This is a genomic window from Pantoea sp. YR525 (assembly GCF_900116775.1).
Lineage (GTDB): Bacteria > Pseudomonadota > Gammaproteobacteria > Enterobacterales > Enterobacteriaceae > Pantoea > Pantoea symbiotica.
In genome coordinates this window covers 494,431-508,174 of sequence record NZ_FPBU01000001.1, presented here as the reverse complement: position 1 = coordinate 508,174, position 13,744 = coordinate 494,431, and the positions used below count along the sequence as shown (strand labels likewise).

13 protein-coding genes and 3 tRNA genes are annotated in these 13,744 nt (G+C 52.5%); 11 read left to right on the top strand and 5 right to left on the bottom strand.

What is annotated here, in order from left to right; translation table 11 throughout:
• Positions 1-29: 29 nt before the first annotated feature.
• Entirely contained in the window at positions 30-740 is a 711-nt protein-coding gene (gene rutB / locus BM323_RS02365) for a pyrimidine utilization protein B (RefSeq protein WP_008109438.1), read from the bottom strand.
• Entirely contained in the window at positions 740-1,831 is a 1,092-nt protein-coding gene (gene rutA / locus BM323_RS02360; RefSeq protein ID WP_008109441.1) for a pyrimidine utilization protein A, read from the bottom strand. The genes rutB and rutA overlap by 1 nt, the downstream gene beginning before the upstream one ends.
• A gap of 307 nt (positions 1,832-2,138) precedes the next feature.
• On the opposite strand from rutA, the gene rutR reads away from it, so the two are divergent.
• Both rutR and BM323_RS02350 read left to right on the top strand, forming a co-directional pair.
• Entirely contained in the window at positions 2,139-2,774 is a 636-nt protein-coding gene (gene rutR, locus BM323_RS02355) for an HTH-type transcriptional regulator RutR (RefSeq protein WP_036649823.1), read from the top strand.
• Positions 2,775-2,797: 23 nt separating this feature from the next.
• Positions 2,798-3,772 (top strand): metal-dependent hydrolase, encoded by a 975-nt coding sequence (locus tag BM323_RS02350; RefSeq protein ID WP_008109446.1) that lies wholly within the window; start codon positions 2,798-2,800, stop codon positions 3,770-3,772.
• 321 nt (positions 3,773-4,093) lie between these two features.
• On the opposite strand, the gene cycA is transcribed toward BM323_RS02350, so the two are convergent.
• On the bottom strand, positions 4,094-5,485 hold the full coding sequence (gene cycA / locus BM323_RS02345) for a D-serine/D-alanine/glycine transporter (RefSeq protein WP_008102329.1): 1,392 nt from the start codon (positions 5,483-5,485) through the stop codon (positions 4,094-4,096).
• Positions 5,486-5,893: 408 nt separating this feature from the next.
• On the opposite strand from cycA, the gene BM323_RS02340 reads away from it, so the two are divergent.
• The gene (locus tag BM323_RS02340; RefSeq protein WP_008102328.1) at positions 5,894-6,592 is read left to right on the top strand and encodes an extensin-like domain-containing protein; all 699 of its coding nucleotides are present in this window, start codon (positions 5,894-5,896) and stop codon (positions 6,590-6,592) included.
• Here BM323_RS02340 and BM323_RS02335 read toward each other — a convergent pair whose 3' ends face one another.
• Complete coding sequence (locus BM323_RS02335) at positions 6,593-7,267, bottom strand: DUF4396 domain-containing protein (protein WP_008102325.1); 675 nt, start codon at positions 7,265-7,267, stop codon at positions 6,593-6,595. It lies immediately after the preceding gene.
• 563 nt (positions 7,268-7,830) lie between these two features.
• Between BM323_RS02335 and sdiA the strand changes: the two genes are divergently transcribed.
• Together sdiA and BM323_RS02325 are read left to right on the top strand one after the other, a co-directional pair.
• Complete coding sequence (sdiA, locus tag BM323_RS02330) at positions 7,831-8,553, top strand: transcriptional regulator SdiA (RefSeq protein WP_008102324.1); 723 nt, start codon at positions 7,831-7,833, stop codon at positions 8,551-8,553.
• A gap of 121 nt (positions 8,554-8,674) precedes the next feature.
• Positions 8,675-9,286, top strand: a complete 612-nt coding sequence (locus BM323_RS02325; protein ID WP_008102322.1) for an acyl-homoserine-lactone synthase — start codon at positions 8,675-8,677, stop codon at positions 9,284-9,286.
• Between the two features lie 32 nt (positions 9,287-9,318).
• On the opposite strand, the gene BM323_RS02320 is transcribed toward BM323_RS02325, so the two are convergent.
• Positions 9,319-9,546 (bottom strand): DUF2594 family protein, encoded by a 228-nt coding sequence (locus tag BM323_RS02320; RefSeq protein WP_007887303.1) that lies wholly within the window; start codon positions 9,544-9,546, stop codon positions 9,319-9,321.
• A 431-nt stretch (positions 9,547-9,977) separates the two neighbouring features.
• On the opposite strand from BM323_RS02320, the gene uvrY reads away from it, so the two are divergent.
• The 6 genes from uvrY (at position 9,978) to BM323_RS02290 (ending at position 13,640) form a co-directional block, all read left to right on the top strand.
• Entirely contained in the window at positions 9,978-10,637 is a 660-nt protein-coding gene (gene uvrY / locus BM323_RS02315; RefSeq protein ID WP_008102320.1) for a UvrY/SirA/GacA family response regulator transcription factor, read from the top strand.
• A complete protein-coding gene (uvrC, locus tag BM323_RS02310; RefSeq protein WP_008102318.1) occupies positions 10,630-12,462 on the top strand; it encodes an excinuclease ABC subunit UvrC in 1,833 nt (610 codons plus the stop codon). The genes uvrY and uvrC overlap by 8 nt, the downstream gene beginning before the upstream one ends.
• Positions 12,463-12,530: 68 nt before the next feature.
• Positions 12,531-13,079: a CDP-diacylglycerol--glycerol-3-phosphate 3-phosphatidyltransferase gene (gene pgsA / locus BM323_RS02305; RefSeq protein WP_008102316.1), complete on the top strand. Its 549-nt coding sequence runs from the start codon at positions 12,531-12,533 to the stop codon at positions 13,077-13,079.
• Between the two features lie 272 nt (positions 13,080-13,351).
• Positions 13,352-13,427: transfer RNA gene (locus BM323_RS02300), tRNA-Gly, on the top strand.
• Positions 13,428-13,469: 42 nt separating this feature from the next.
• Positions 13,470-13,543 (top strand) — tRNA-Cys (locus tag BM323_RS02295).
• Between the two features lie 11 nt (positions 13,544-13,554).
• Positions 13,555-13,640 (top strand) — tRNA-Leu (locus BM323_RS02290).
• Positions 13,641-13,744 lie beyond the last annotated feature (104 nt).

The following is a 13,744-nucleotide window of genomic DNA, read 5'->3' as shown; positions in this document are numbered from 1 at the left end:
TGTTATTGATGTGCAGGTGAATCGAGGCGTTAGCTTTTCAGCGTTTCGCAGAACGTGTCGGTATCGCTGACCCAGCCAAAAAACGTTTCAATGTTGAAAATAGCCGCCTGCTGCGCAAACGCCGGACCTGCCTGATAGGTCGCGTCCTCCAGCACCACGCCGAAATACTCCAGGAAGAAGCCGTCACGCAGCGTCGATTCCACGCAGACGTTGGTAGCAATGCCGGTAAATACCAAATGGCGGATGCCACGGCTGCGCAGCATGCTGTCGAGCGAGGTGTTGAAGAAGCCGCTGTAGCGTGGTTTCGGCAGCACGATATCGCCTTCCTGCGGCACCAGTTCATCGACCAGCGCATAATCCCAGCCGCCTTTCGACAGCAGCGTGCCCTGTAATTCCGGGCGCTTGCGCATGGTTTTCAGCGCGTTGGATTTGTGGAAGTTAGGGGATCCAGCGTCACCGGCTTCGACGTATTGGTCGTCCCAACCGTTCTGGAACCAGATGATCTGCATCCCGGCGGCACGCGCTGCGGTGACCGCCTGATGAATTTTGGCAATCACCGGTTTGGTGGCGGAGACATCAAAGCCCGCCAGATCGAGGTAGCCGCCTTGCGTGGCGTAGGCGTTCTGCATATCCACCACAATCAGCGCACTTTGCGCGGGCGGCAGCGCGATGGCTTCCGGGCGCGCCGGCAAGGTGACGTTCGGTAAACTTGAGGTGTGGGCGCAAACAACGGTACTCATCAGGCAACCTCCTGCTGGGATGCGATTAAATCGTGACGACACTGCATTAATGGCTGAATACGTTCACCGAAATCTTCGATGCCTTGCAGGAAGTCGTCGAAGGTGAGCAACACGCCTTGCGTGCCATCTACTAAAGCAACCTCATCCAACATTCGTGCCACATTGGCGTATGAACCCACCAGCGTGCCCATGTTGATGTTGACGGCGGAGGTTGGATCGGCCATCTGGCGCACGTTGGTGTCGCTGCCGGATTTAGTGTCCTGCTGACTTTGCGTGGTGAGCCAGGCGAGCGCCTCTTCATCGGCACCGGCTTTGTAGTGCTCCCATTTGGCGCGTGCGGCTTCGTCGCTTTCGGCGGCAATGATCATAAACAGCACATAAGAACCGACGTCGCGGCCCGCTTTATCGGCAGCTTGTTTCATACGCGCGGCGGTTGGCGCGAAGGCGGTTGGCGTGTTGACGCCTTTGCCAAAGCAGAAGTTGTAATCGGCATGCTGCGCCGAGAACGCCATGCCCGCATCGCTCTGGCCGGCGCAGATCACTTTCATCGGTTTCTGCGGCTGCGGGCTGACGCGGCAATCGTTCATAGTAAAGAACTCGCCTTTGAAGTCGCTCTGGCCGGTGCCCCACAAATCACGCAGCACGGTGACGTATTCGGTCAGGTATTCGTAACGACTGGAGAAGTAGGCATCGCCCGGCCACAAGCCCATCTGCTCGTACTCGGGTTTCTGCCAGCCGGTGACGAGGTTGACGCCGAAGCGGCCATTGGAGATGGAATCAATGGTGGAAGCCATACGCGCCACAATCGCGGGCGGTAAGGTGAGCGTGGCGGCGGTGGCGTAGATCTCAATGCGTGAGGTCACCGCCGCGAGTCCCGCCATCAGCGTGAAGGATTCGAGGTTGTGATCCCAAAACTCGGTTTTACCGCCAAAGCCGCGCAGCTTGATCATCGAAAGGGCAAAGTCGAAATGATAGTGCTCCGCTTTCAGCACGATCTCTTTGTTCAGTTCAAAGGTCGGTTTGTATTGCGGCGCATGGGTGGAGATCAGCCAGCCGTTATTACCAATCGGGATAAAGACGCCAATTTTCATGTGAAACCTCTCTGCATTAGACGGGGACTGCTTCACGCGCTGCGCTGCTTCCTGCACGCATCCTGCGGGCGGCGCTCCATCACAAAATTGCAAAGGCTGTGCCACATTTTCAAAAGACTTAAATAACAATGTGTTAAAAGTAGCGATGTTTGTAAACTGGAGTAATTGGTCCAATTCAGACCGTTTGGTCAAAACGTTCTGCACGTTTTTCATGCGCGACATGGTCAAAAAAGGTGCAGGCAGGCGATTAGGCAGGAAAGAGGGCCTTTGTTATGATGCGTTCATGCAGGACGGAAGAGGTAACAGTGTGAAAAGCGATGAAAAAAAACCGGGACGCCGTTCGCGTGCGGTCGCCGCAAAGCGGGCAGCCATTCTGGAAGCGGCATTAGCCTTCTTCTCGCAATACGGTATTCACGGCACCAGCCTGGATAAAGTGGCGGAGCGTGCCGACGTCTCTAAAACCAATCTGCTGTATTACTATCCGTCGAAAGAAGTGCTGTATGTGGCAGTTTTAAAAGAGATTCTTGATGTGTGGTTGGCACCATTGCGTGCGCTGCAGCACGATCACGATCCGCTGACGGCCATTCGTCAATACATTCGGCTCAAACTGGAAGTCTCGCGCGATCATCCGCAAGCTTCACGGTTGTTCTGCCTTGAGATGTTGCAAGGCGCGCCACTGCTGAAAGGTGAACTGGCCGGTGATTTAAAAGCGCTGGTGGATGAGAAAGCGGCGATTATCGAGCAGTGGATCGCTGAAGGGCGGCTGGCGGGCGTGCAGCCGCAGCACCTGTTTTTCCTGCTGTGGGCGACCACGCAGCACTATGCGGATTTCGCCTCGCAGGTGGAAGCGATTACCGGCCAGACGTTGAACGATGCGGCGTTCTTTGAACAGACGCTGGAAAATGTGCAACGCATGATTATTGAAGGGATCCGCGTGCGCTGATCCCGCTGGTTCAAGGAGAGTGCATGGATTCGTTATCACAATTGACGTTAGGCGCGGCGGTCACCGTTGCGGTGATGGGCAAACGCGTTCCGCTGTGGCAAGCGGCGCTGGTAGGCGCGGTGGCGGGCACCTTGCCGGATCTCGACGTGTTTATCGATCACGGCGATGCTATCCGCAATATGACGCTGCATCGTACCGAAAGTCATGCGCTGATATTCCTCACCTTATTTGCGCCGCTGCTCGGCTGGCTGGTGGCCGGTGCGACACGCAGTCGCGCACATTGGCGCGGCTGGACGCTGGCGATGTGGCTGGCGCTGATTACGCATCCGCTGCTGGATCTCACCACGGTTTACGGCACGCAGCTGGGCCTGCCGCTCACCGATTTCCCCTATGCCATTGGCAGTATGTACATCATCGATCCGCTGTATACCTTGCCGTTGCTGATTGCGCTGCTGGTGGCTCTATGGCGGCGTGATGCGGTGGGTTTGCGCTGGAATCAGGCGGGATTGCTGGTGAGTACGCTCTATCTCGGCTGGAGCATGGTGGCACAGAGCATTGCGACGCAGCACATTGAGCAAGCGCTGACGCAGCAATCGGTGCAGCCCGAGCAATTGCTGGTGACGCCGACCGCCTTTAATACGCTGGTGTGGCGCACGGTGATCATGACGGCGGATCGTTATGGCGAAGCCTATTGGTCGCTGTTGTCACCGGGGCGTCCGCTGCAGATAAACTGGCACGACCGTCAACCCGCGCTGTTTGCGCCGTTCAAAGGACAATGGCATGCCGAGCGTGTGGCGTGGTTTAGTCATGGTTTTTACGCGATGAAGCAGCAGGGCGATCGTACGTTGATCAGCGATTTGCGCATGGGTGAAGAGCCGGATTACACCTTTACCTTTAATCTGGGATCTCCGCAGTCGCCGGAGCTCGCGCCACAGCGTGAACCTTCGATGCGGCCCTCGCTGGCGCAGGCATGGCATAAACTCCGCGAACGACTCTGATTCCGTAGGGTCGCCATTTATGGCGACCTGGTTGCATTATTCTTAAGGATTGCTACCCGTGCGGGCGCTGACACATCTGCTGCGTCACGGGCCGTCCTCGCGCCGCTAGCGCGGTGCCTTCGGCTTTCACGTCGTGCCGACGGACCATTCGGGGATCGGCCGTCCTGGCCGGCCCCGAACTGCCTCACGCATCCATGCGTGAGGCTCCTGGCCCAACGTAAAAGCCTCAGCGCTGCGAATAGCCCTTTTGCCGCAGCAGACGCGCCAGCGCCTCTGGCAAAAGTGTCCCCGGCCAGCGCACGCGCCTTTGCCTTTAACTTTTTACGCTTTACGACGACGTAACAACCAGCCCATGGTCAACATCACAAACCACAGCGGCGTCACCATCAGCGCCTGGCGGGTATCTTCCTGCAGCGTCAGCAGCACCAGCACAAAGGCGAAGAACGCCATGCATGCCCAGCACATAAACTTACCCAGCGGCATTTTGAACGTCGATTCGGCATGGCGCTGTGGATGCTGCTTACGGTACGCCAGATAGCTGCACAGGATGATGGTCCAGACGAACATAAACAGAATCGCCGACACCGTAGTGACCATGGTGAACACCGTCATCACATCCGGAATCAGGTAGATCAGCGCCACGCCGGCCAGCAAACACAGGCAGGAGAAGAACAGGCCGGTGGTTGGCACCGCACGCGCTGAGAGGCGACCAAAGGCTTTATGCGCCACGCCTTGTTCCGCCAGACCGTACAACATGCGGCTGGTGGAGAAGATACCGCTATTAGCGGAAGAGGCGGCGGAGGTCAGCACCACGAAGTTGACGATGCTAGCAGCAGCAGGCAAGCCAATCAGCACAAACATCTCAACGAACGGGCTGCGATTCGGCAGCACCTGATTCCACGGCGTTACCGCCATGATCACCATCAGCGCCAGCACGTAAAACATAATGATACGCAGCGGAATGGCGTTGATCGCGCGTGGCAGAACTTTGTGCGGATCTTTGGTTTCTGCTGCAGCGGTGCCAACCAGCTCAATACCGACAAAGGCGAAAACCGCAATCTGGAAGCCGGCAAAGAAGCCGCTCAATCCTTTGGGGAACATGCCGCCGTGATCCCAGATATTGCTCAGGGATGCGGTGCCACCGTTCGGCGACGGATAATGCATGCTCACCAGCACAATGCCGGTAATGATCAGCGCCACAATGGCGACGATTTTGATAATCGCGAACCAAAACTCCATCTCACCAAACAGTTTCACCGTGGCGATGTTCAATGCCAGGAAGACAAAGACGCACAGCAGGGCGCTCATCCAGATGGAGAAGTCCGGGAACCACAACTGGAAATAGGCGCTGATGGCGACCACATCGGCGATGCCGGTCACCACCCAACAGAACCAGTAAGTCCAGCCAGTAAAGTAACCCGCCCACGGACCGAGTAAATCAGCGGCGAAATCGCTAAAGGATTTGTATTCGAGGTTGGATAAAAGCAGTTCGCCCATGGCGCGCATGACGAAGAACAGCATAAAGCCAATGATCATATAGACGAAAATGATCGACGGACCCGCCAGACTGATGGTTTTACCCGAGCCCATAAACAGCCCGGTGCCGATGGCGCCACCGATGGCAATCAGCTGGATGTGACGATTATGCAGGCTACGTTGGAGTTTATCCGGCTGTTCGGCCTCAACGAGCGCCTCTTTTGATTGATCAACCATAAATTATTCTTTCCTGTCGGGATGTTGTGTCAGCTCTAATGGCTGTTTTGCCCGTCATACTTCGAGCCGCAGATGCGTTGGCTACGCGTGTTCACCCCAGTCACTTACTAAAGTAAGCTCCTGAGGATTCACCCACTTGCCGCCTTCCTGCGGCTCGAATTATTTAGGGCAATCGTTATGAGCCTTTGTATAGGCAAGTGGCATAAGATAGTGGAAAGCTAAGCAGTGTCGGTAATGGTTTTTCCCCCTTTGTGACCTTTTACGCGCTTTGCTGTGTCAGTAATTATTTACAGAGTTTAAAGCGCCGTCATTTTGCGTAAATCTTCAACAATTAAGCGATTTACGTCACTTTCCATCCGCATGACTTCTACACTTGTTAGTTCGTTTCATCAGGAAAAGTGAGGCATTGTGCGCGCTCTGTTCGCCGTCGCGTTGCTGGCTGTTTGCGGCTGGCTCAGTTTGCCGTGGTTGAAAACCCATCTGCCGCCTCAGTGGAATCCCTTCACGCCGCTCAACGTTACCGATCCGCCCGGTTGGATGACGCGCTACAAGCTGAAAAAGCTGAGTGGTGATCCTGCCGCCTGCATGGCGGTGATGCGGCAAGCCAGTGAACAGCGGCTAGTGCAGTTTCGCGCCGTGCCGCCGATGCAGGGTGATTGTCCGATCGAACAGCCGCTACGCATCAGCGGCTACGGCGATGTTTCTCTTAGCAGCAGTTTTCTCGCCAGCTGTCCAATGGCGGTGACCAGCACCATGTTCGTGATTAACAGCGACAGCGCGTTACGCCAGGCCGGTTTTGACAGCCCGCTGAAACGCATTGCTCATGTTGGCAGCTACGCTTGTCGCAATATCTATCATCGTCAGGAAGGGCGTTTGAGTGAGCACGCCAGCGCTGATGCCTGGGATATCACCGGATTTCAGCTGGCGAATGGACGTTGGTTACAGGTAGGGAAAAACTGGCAACAGCCGGAGGATGCGGCGGCAGGACTGCATGCGCTGTGGCGTAACGGCTGCGCCACATTCGGTAATGCGCTGGGGCCTGATTACAACGCTGCGCATGCCAGCCATTTTCATCTCGGCATGCGCGGTTCAGGTTACTGTCGTTAGCTATACCGCAGGATTAAGTCCACGTTTTATCAGGAAATGATTAGCCGGCCAGGAGAAAATAAAGCCAATCATTATTGCCAGCTGCAGCATAAACCAGAATGCCACCAGCAGCGGATTGACTTGCTCGTGCAGCACAAACTTTAGGGCCAATGCCATAAAGATAAAAATACCTAATTGATAAATCAGCAGTGGGAAAATCTCGGTTTTCAACGCCAATAATAATGCGCCGCCAAATGAATGTTTTTCACGTTGACGAATCGCCAGGAATTGAAATAGTAATCCGATGAACAATGAAACGATAATGCAAATAAGCGCCTGCATCCCAATCGTTGGATTAAAGGCAAATTGTTTTAGTAATGTGACTATCGGGATTGTCATTATATCGCCGAATATACAGGCCGCTGCGGATAAAGAAGTGGAAATAAATATGGTTTGCCAGCTGGCATTACTGCGTATTTTTTGTGGAACCAGCAGCGCAAGTTTTTGCTGTTGTGAAGGCTTGCGGCCTAAGTACCACCAGGCTATCCAGCCAATAAAAGGCATATACAAGCCAGTAATAGGCCAAATGATATTCATCACCGCGACAGGATGCGGATGGCGAAACAGGTCTTTTAGAATCATCAGGGCAGTACAGCCGCCCAGAACAAGGAAAGGTAATGCCAACTGGTTCAACATAGTCGGTTCCGCTAAGTTTCCCACCTACCTGCGACAATGCGCCTGAGCCGTTCTGCCGCATTGTCCCCCATTGCCTCTTTACCTTCATTTCTCATGCCGCGAGTATTAAGCGTAGCCGTGAATCAGCGAGAGAGAAATCACATCATTACTAAAAGCATTATCTCAACCGCAGAAATAGATGGGATTAAGATTAAGTAAAAACTAATTCACCGTAGAAATGGCGTTGATGGCAAAAAATATGCTTTGCCATGCGTTAATTTTAGTTAATGACGATGCTAAAAATTTATCAATCTAACGTTCATTTTCAATCAAACGGGTGATTGAAACTACTTCAGAAAAATCCTATTCTAATCTGCTGAGGAATTAAAGTTGTGAACCTGTTAACAAATAGCGTGAACTTACACATTTCCATTACGTTAAAGCATTGACATTAGAAGAGTTATGCCCGCTGCTGGAAAATATGCTCTCTTTTCAATCAATATTTTTTGTCTGGCTAATTTATTTTTTGCGTTAACACGCATCAATTTCAGAATGTAAAAGCGTGAAACAGCGCTAAGGCAATAATGACGACCGATAATTATTTCGTCTGGCGAGACGAAATGGAAAATGAATTTCTGGCGCTAACGCAAGTGGCGCATTTGAAATCGCTATTGCAACAGCAGATTGAAAAGCTGGGTTTTGATTACTTCGCTTTTTTGGTTCAGCATCCGGTACCTTTTACCCGGCCGCGCCTGTTTTTGTTCAGTACGTACCCGGAAAGCTGGGTAAAACGCTATGAAAGTGAGAACTATTATGCGGTCGATCCGGTGCTATTACTCTGTCAGCGGCCGGGACGCGGTGTGGAATGGACGCGAGATTTATTTACCGGTGCGGGTAATTTATGGGTGGAAGCTAACGCCGCAGGATTAATGAGCGGCTTTTCCTGCTCAGCAATGGCACCAAATCGTACCATTGGTATATTATCAATTGCATCGACGCTTCACAGTAAGACCCAACACTTACGTGTACAGTTAGAGGTGAAACTGCATCTTCTGGCGGAACTGAGTTTGCGCGTGTTGGAGCGTCTGAATGACGATTCTATGGTCGTTTTATCTAACGATTTTAGTCAGCGTGAATTAGAAATTCTGAAATGGACGGCAGAAGGAAAAACGTCTGCGGAAATTTCACTTATTTTAGCCATATCTGAACATACGGTGAATTTTCACCAAAAGAATATGCAAAAGCGTTTTAATGTTTCCAATAAAACGCAGATTGCCTGTTATGCCGCAGCGGTTGGCCTGATATAGCGAAAACGCAACTACTAATTTTAGTAGTTCCTTCTCCAGTGTCAGTTGTCTACCCTGCGCGCAATGTTGCCAGGCTGGCTCAAAGAAATCATTGCATACATGGGGATGTCAGAGGCGCATGATGAAAGTAATTCAAACACAGCTTAAGGATATGCCGTCCTCACTGTTGGCAGAACTGGGAACGTATCGCTATAGCGTGTTTGCGCGCGGCGAAGGGTGGTCGATTCCACCGCGATTAAGTACGCCAGGACAAGAGTACGATCGATTTGATCGTTCGGATGTCACCTGGTTGATTGCCTGGAACGCACGTCAGGGCATTTGTGGTTGTGCACGTCTGTTGCCGTGGCATGAACCTGAAGTGCCTGAAGGTTTTGTTCTGCCTTTCGATCAGGAAAAGGTTTGGGAAATGTCGCGCTTCTCGGCGCGCCTTGAGGTGGACGCGGAGCTGCCGCTGAGTATTTTGTGGCACTCGGTGCAATTAGCTGAACTGAGTGGCATGGAGTATTTGATCAGTTCGGCAACGCCGATGCTTGAGAAGATGTTTGAACAGCATCAGGTGGTCTACGAGCCGCTCTCACCGGGCTTGATCCAATCTGAAGACAATCTGTTTGCCATTCGCATTCCGGTTGATCAACCGGCGCTGGCGGAGAAGTATCGTGGTACGCGACGCTTTAGCCCGGAAGAGGTGCTGCCATCGCTGGGTGTTTCAGTGAACTGGCAATCACACAGCTAAATACCCCGCGCATCGCGCGCGGGGAATATCGCTTATTGACGGTAAGCAGTTTTGATCTGACGAATCGTATTATTAAACACTTCCGCCTGCGGCTTATCGCCTAACGAAGCTTGCACATAACGCTCCATGTTGATGATCACCTTACCGGCATCGGCTTGACCCATTCCTTTCAGAATCAGCGTCACCATCATTTTCAGACAGGCGACTTCGTCTGCCAGCGCCTGCGTGTCTCGTGAAGTTGCGAAATCTTCATCACTCATAATTGACTCCTTGGTGGTGTTACTCAATGTAGACACATTCTTCCTGTGCGTAAAAAAGAGAGTATATCATATGGTTGTCAGACGAATTTTAATGCAGGCGAAGCGGTAAAAGCCAGACCGCGATTTAATTGCCTATTGCGCTATTTGTCAGCAATCAGAATTAGCGTTTAGCTGTTATTTACCCGGCAAACAGAGTGCGATAACAAAATCGAGCTATAAATTATAACTTAATGATATTAGTCACAATTTTACTTCTCTAATTTTGCATGTTATTGCCCGGTGCTGTAAAAGCAAGATCAAAAGAATGTTATTGATTTGCATCATTTCATTTGAGATTTATCTGTGGCGATAGATGTTTTTTCCACCTGAAAACCGGTAAGATAGCCGCTCTGAAATATATTTCCCTTTCTTAACCTGCGGAGTACGTCCCGTTGATCAGCCTGCTTCTTGTTGATGACCATGAACTGGTCCGCGCCGGTATTCGCCGCATTCTGGAAGATATGAAAGGACTCGTCATAGCCGGTGAAGCGGCCTGCGGTGAAGACGCCGTGAAATGGTGCCGCAGCAATCCGGTTGACGTGGTGCTGATGGACATGAACATGCCCGGTATTGGCGGCCTGGAAGCAACACGCAAAATTGTGCGCTTTAACCCCGACATCCGCATCATCATGCTCACCATTCATACCGAAAATCCACTGCCGGCGAAAGTGATGCAGGCGGGCGCAGCGGGTTATCTCAGCAAAGGTGCCGCGCCACAGGAAGTGGTAAGTGCGATTCGCTCGGTACATTCGGGGCAACGCTATATCGCCTCCGATATTGCTCAGCAAATGGCACTCAGCCAGATCGAACCGCAAAAAGCCGAATCACCGTTCAGCTGTTTGTCGGAAAGGGAATTGCAGATTATGCTGATGATCACGCGCGGGCAGAAAGTGACGGAAATCTCCGAACAACTCAGTCTCAGCCCGAAAACCGTTAACAGTTACCGCTATCGCATGTTCAGTAAGCTGAATATCAGTGGCGACGTCGAGTTAACGCATTTGGCCATTCGACATGGCCTGTTCAATGCGGAGCCATTAATCAGTAGTGAGTGACGTCTTCAATTCCAAAGCCTTTCTCAGCACCGTGACCAGCCAACCCGGCGTCTACCGTATGTACGATGCGACCGGCATGGTGATCTATGTTGGTAAAGCCAAAGACCTCAAAAAGCGCCTGACCAGCTACTTCCGTACGCAGGTGGGCAGTCGCAAAACTGAAGTGCTGGTCAGCAACATCCAGAACATCGACGTCACCGTGACGCACACTGAAACGGAAGCGCTGCTGCTGGAGCATAACTACATCAAGCTCTACCAGCCGCGCTATAACGTGCTGCTGCGCGATGACAAATCCTATCCTTACATTTTCCTCAGCAGCGATACCCATCCGCGCCTGGCGATGCACCGTGGCGCGAAGCATGCTAAAGGCGAATATTTTGGGCCGTTTCCAAATGGCTATGCGGTGCGTGAAACCCTCGCGTTGTTGCAGAAGGTGTTCCCGATTCGTCAGTGTGAAAACAGCGTGTATCGCAACCGTTCGCGCCCGTGTTTGCAGTATCAGATTGGCCGCTGCCTTGGGCCTTGCGTTTCGGGGCTGGTCAGCGAAGAGGAGTATGCGCAGCAAACCGATTACGTGCGTCTGTTCCTTGCGGGCAAAGATGATCAGGTGATCAATCAACTGGTCAAACGCATGGAAAAGGCCAGTGAGGAACTGCGTTTTGAAGAGGCGGGGATCTTACGTGACCAGATTCAGGCGGTAAGGCGTGTTACCGAGCGGCAGTTCGTCTCCAATCAGGGTGAAGACCTGGATGTGATGGGCGTGGCCTTTGATGCCGGCATGGCTTGTTTGCACGTGCTGTTTATTCGTCAGGGCAAAGTGCTCGGCAGCCGCAGCTACTTCCCGAAAGTGCCCGCTGATACCGAACTGACCGAAGTGGTGCAAACCTTTGTCGGCCAGTTCTATCTACAAGGGAGTGAAGCGCGCACTTTGCCGGCGGAAATCCTGCTGGACTTTAATCTGCCAGAACGCGAGCTGCTGGCCGAATCGCTTAGCGTGCTGGCGGGGCGTAAAGTGAATATTCAAAGTAAGCCGCGTGGCGACCGCGCGCGCTACCTGAAACTGGCGCGTACCAATGCGGCGACGGCGCTGATTACCAAGCTGTCGCAGCACTCGACCATTCAACAGCGTCTGGCGGCGCTGGCGACGTTCCTCGAGCTTGACACCATCCATCGCATGGAGTGCTTCGACATCAGCCACACCATGGGCGAGCAGACCATTGCATCGTGCGTGGTGTTCAACCGTGATGGCCCGCTGCGTTCCGATTACCGTCGCTACAACATTGAAGGTATCACGCCGGGCGATGATTACGCGGCGATGAATCAGGTGCTGCGCCGTCGTTATGGCAAAGCGCTGGAAGAGGACAAAATCCCCGACGTGATTATCATCGACGGCGGTAAAGGCCAGTTAGCGCAGGCGAAACAGGTGTTCGCCGAGCTGAATGTGCCGTGGGATAAAGATCGTCCGATTTTACTCGGCGTGGCGAAGGGCAGCGATCGTAAAGCCGGGCTGGAAACGCTGTTCTTTGAAGCGGAAGGTGAGGGCGTTTCTTTACCGCCAGACTCGCCTGCACTGCATGTGATCCAGCATATTCGTGATGACTCTCACAATCATGCGATTTCAGGTCACCGGAAAAAACGCGCCAAAGTGAAGAACACCAGCGCACTGGAAAGCATTGAAGGCGTGGGGCCAAAACGGCGCCAACAGCTGCTCAAGTATATGGGCGGCCTGCAACCGTTGATGAATGCAAGCGTCGATGAGATCGCCAAAGTGCCGGGAATTTCTACCGCGCTGGCGGAAAAAATCTACTACTCACTGAAACACTAACGTTGAAAGAGGGGGGGCAATGTAGGAACATACATGAAACCCTACTCACACCAGACAGTTACTGGCATATGCAATTTAACATTCCGACGTGTCTTACCCTGTTTCGAGTCGTACTTATTCCCTTCTTTGTCCTGGCGTTTTATCTGCCATTTCAATGGGCTCCTTTTGCTACCGCACTGATCTTTGTGATTGCTGCGGTCACTGACTGGTTTGATGGGTTTTTAGCGCGTCGCTGGAAGCAGACCACGCGTTTTGGCGCGTTCCTCGATCCGGTGGCGGATAAAGTGCTGGTGGCGATTGCGCTGGTACTGGTAGCGGAGCATTTCCATGCATGGTGGATTACGCTGCCTGCGGCAACCATGATCGCCCGCGAGATCATAATCTCTGCGCTGCGTGAGTGGATGGCAGAGATTGGCAAACGCAGCAGCGTAGCGGTGTCGTGGATCGGCAAAGTGAAAACCACCGCGCAGATGTTCTCGCTGTTCGCCTTGCTGTGGCGTCCTGAAGCCACGGTGGTAGGCGTGGGTGTGGTTGCGCTGTACATCGCCGCGGTGCTGACTTTCTGGTCAATGTTCCAGTATTTGAGCGCGGCGCGCGGCGATTTGCTCGATAGCTGATCGATGCGATTTAAAAAGCAGCAAACGGACGCAGTGTGTGGATAATTATATTGACTCACTGCGTCAGATAAGTAGAATGCATCGCATCGAACAGCAGCGAGTCTGCAAGAAGCTGAGTGAAATCAGTAAGTTCGATGAATGATGTAACAGAATCGAGCATGTTAAGTTGGTGCAAGTCGGCAACTGAACGAGTCCCTGGGAGCTTACATTAGTAAGTGACCTGGGTGAGTGAAGGCAGCCAACGTAGCAACAAGTTAACAGGCGAAGATTATGCGGGAATAGCTCAGTTGGTAGAGCACGACCTTGCCAAGGTCGGGGTCGCGAGTTCGAGTCTCGTTTCCCGCTCCAAATTTAGTGATTCGTATTCAACGGATTACATATCAGATTAAAGGCGCGTTGGCAGAGTGGCCATGCAACGGATTGCAAATCCGTCTACCTCGGTTCGACTCCGGGACGCGCCTCCAATTTACACCCTGCCCGGGTGGTGAAATCGGTAGACACAAGGGATTTAAAATCCCTCGGCTTATGGCTGTGCGGGTTCAAGTCCCGCCCCGGGCACCATATTCGCAGTTGATAAAACGAATAAAATAAAGCAATAAGCAGTAATGTCGTAACCGCCTAAGGGCGGTTTTTTTGTTTTTGTCTTTTACTAAAATCAATTAAAA

Coding starts and splice junctions, on each gene's coding strand:
- rutB (WP_008109438.1), bottom strand. CDS start 740: ATGAGTACCGTTGTTTGCGCCCACACCTCAAGTTTACCGAACGTCACC.
- rutA (WP_008109441.1), bottom strand. CDS start 1,831: ATGAAAATTGGCGTCTTTATCCCGATTGGTAATAACGGCTGGCTGATC.
- BM323_RS02350 (WP_008109446.1), top strand. CDS start 2,798: ATGGATTCGTTATCACAATTGACGTTAGGCGCGGCGGTCACCGTTGCG.
- cycA (WP_008102329.1), bottom strand. CDS start 5,485: ATGGTTGATCAATCAAAAGAGGCGCTCGTTGAGGCCGAACAGCCGGAT.
- BM323_RS02335 (WP_008102325.1), bottom strand. CDS start 7,267: ATGTTGAACCAGTTGGCATTACCTTTCCTTGTTCTGGGCGGCTGTACT.
- sdiA (WP_008102324.1), top strand. CDS start 7,831: ATGACGACCGATAATTATTTCGTCTGGCGAGACGAAATGGAAAATGAA.
- BM323_RS02325 (WP_008102322.1), top strand. CDS start 8,675: ATGAAAGTAATTCAAACACAGCTTAAGGATATGCCGTCCTCACTGTTG.
- BM323_RS02320 (WP_007887303.1), bottom strand. CDS start 9,546: ATGAGTGATGAAGATTTCGCAACTTCACGAGACACGCAGGCGCTGGCA.
- pgsA (WP_008102316.1), top strand. CDS start 12,531: ATGCAATTTAACATTCCGACGTGTCTTACCCTGTTTCGAGTCGTACTT.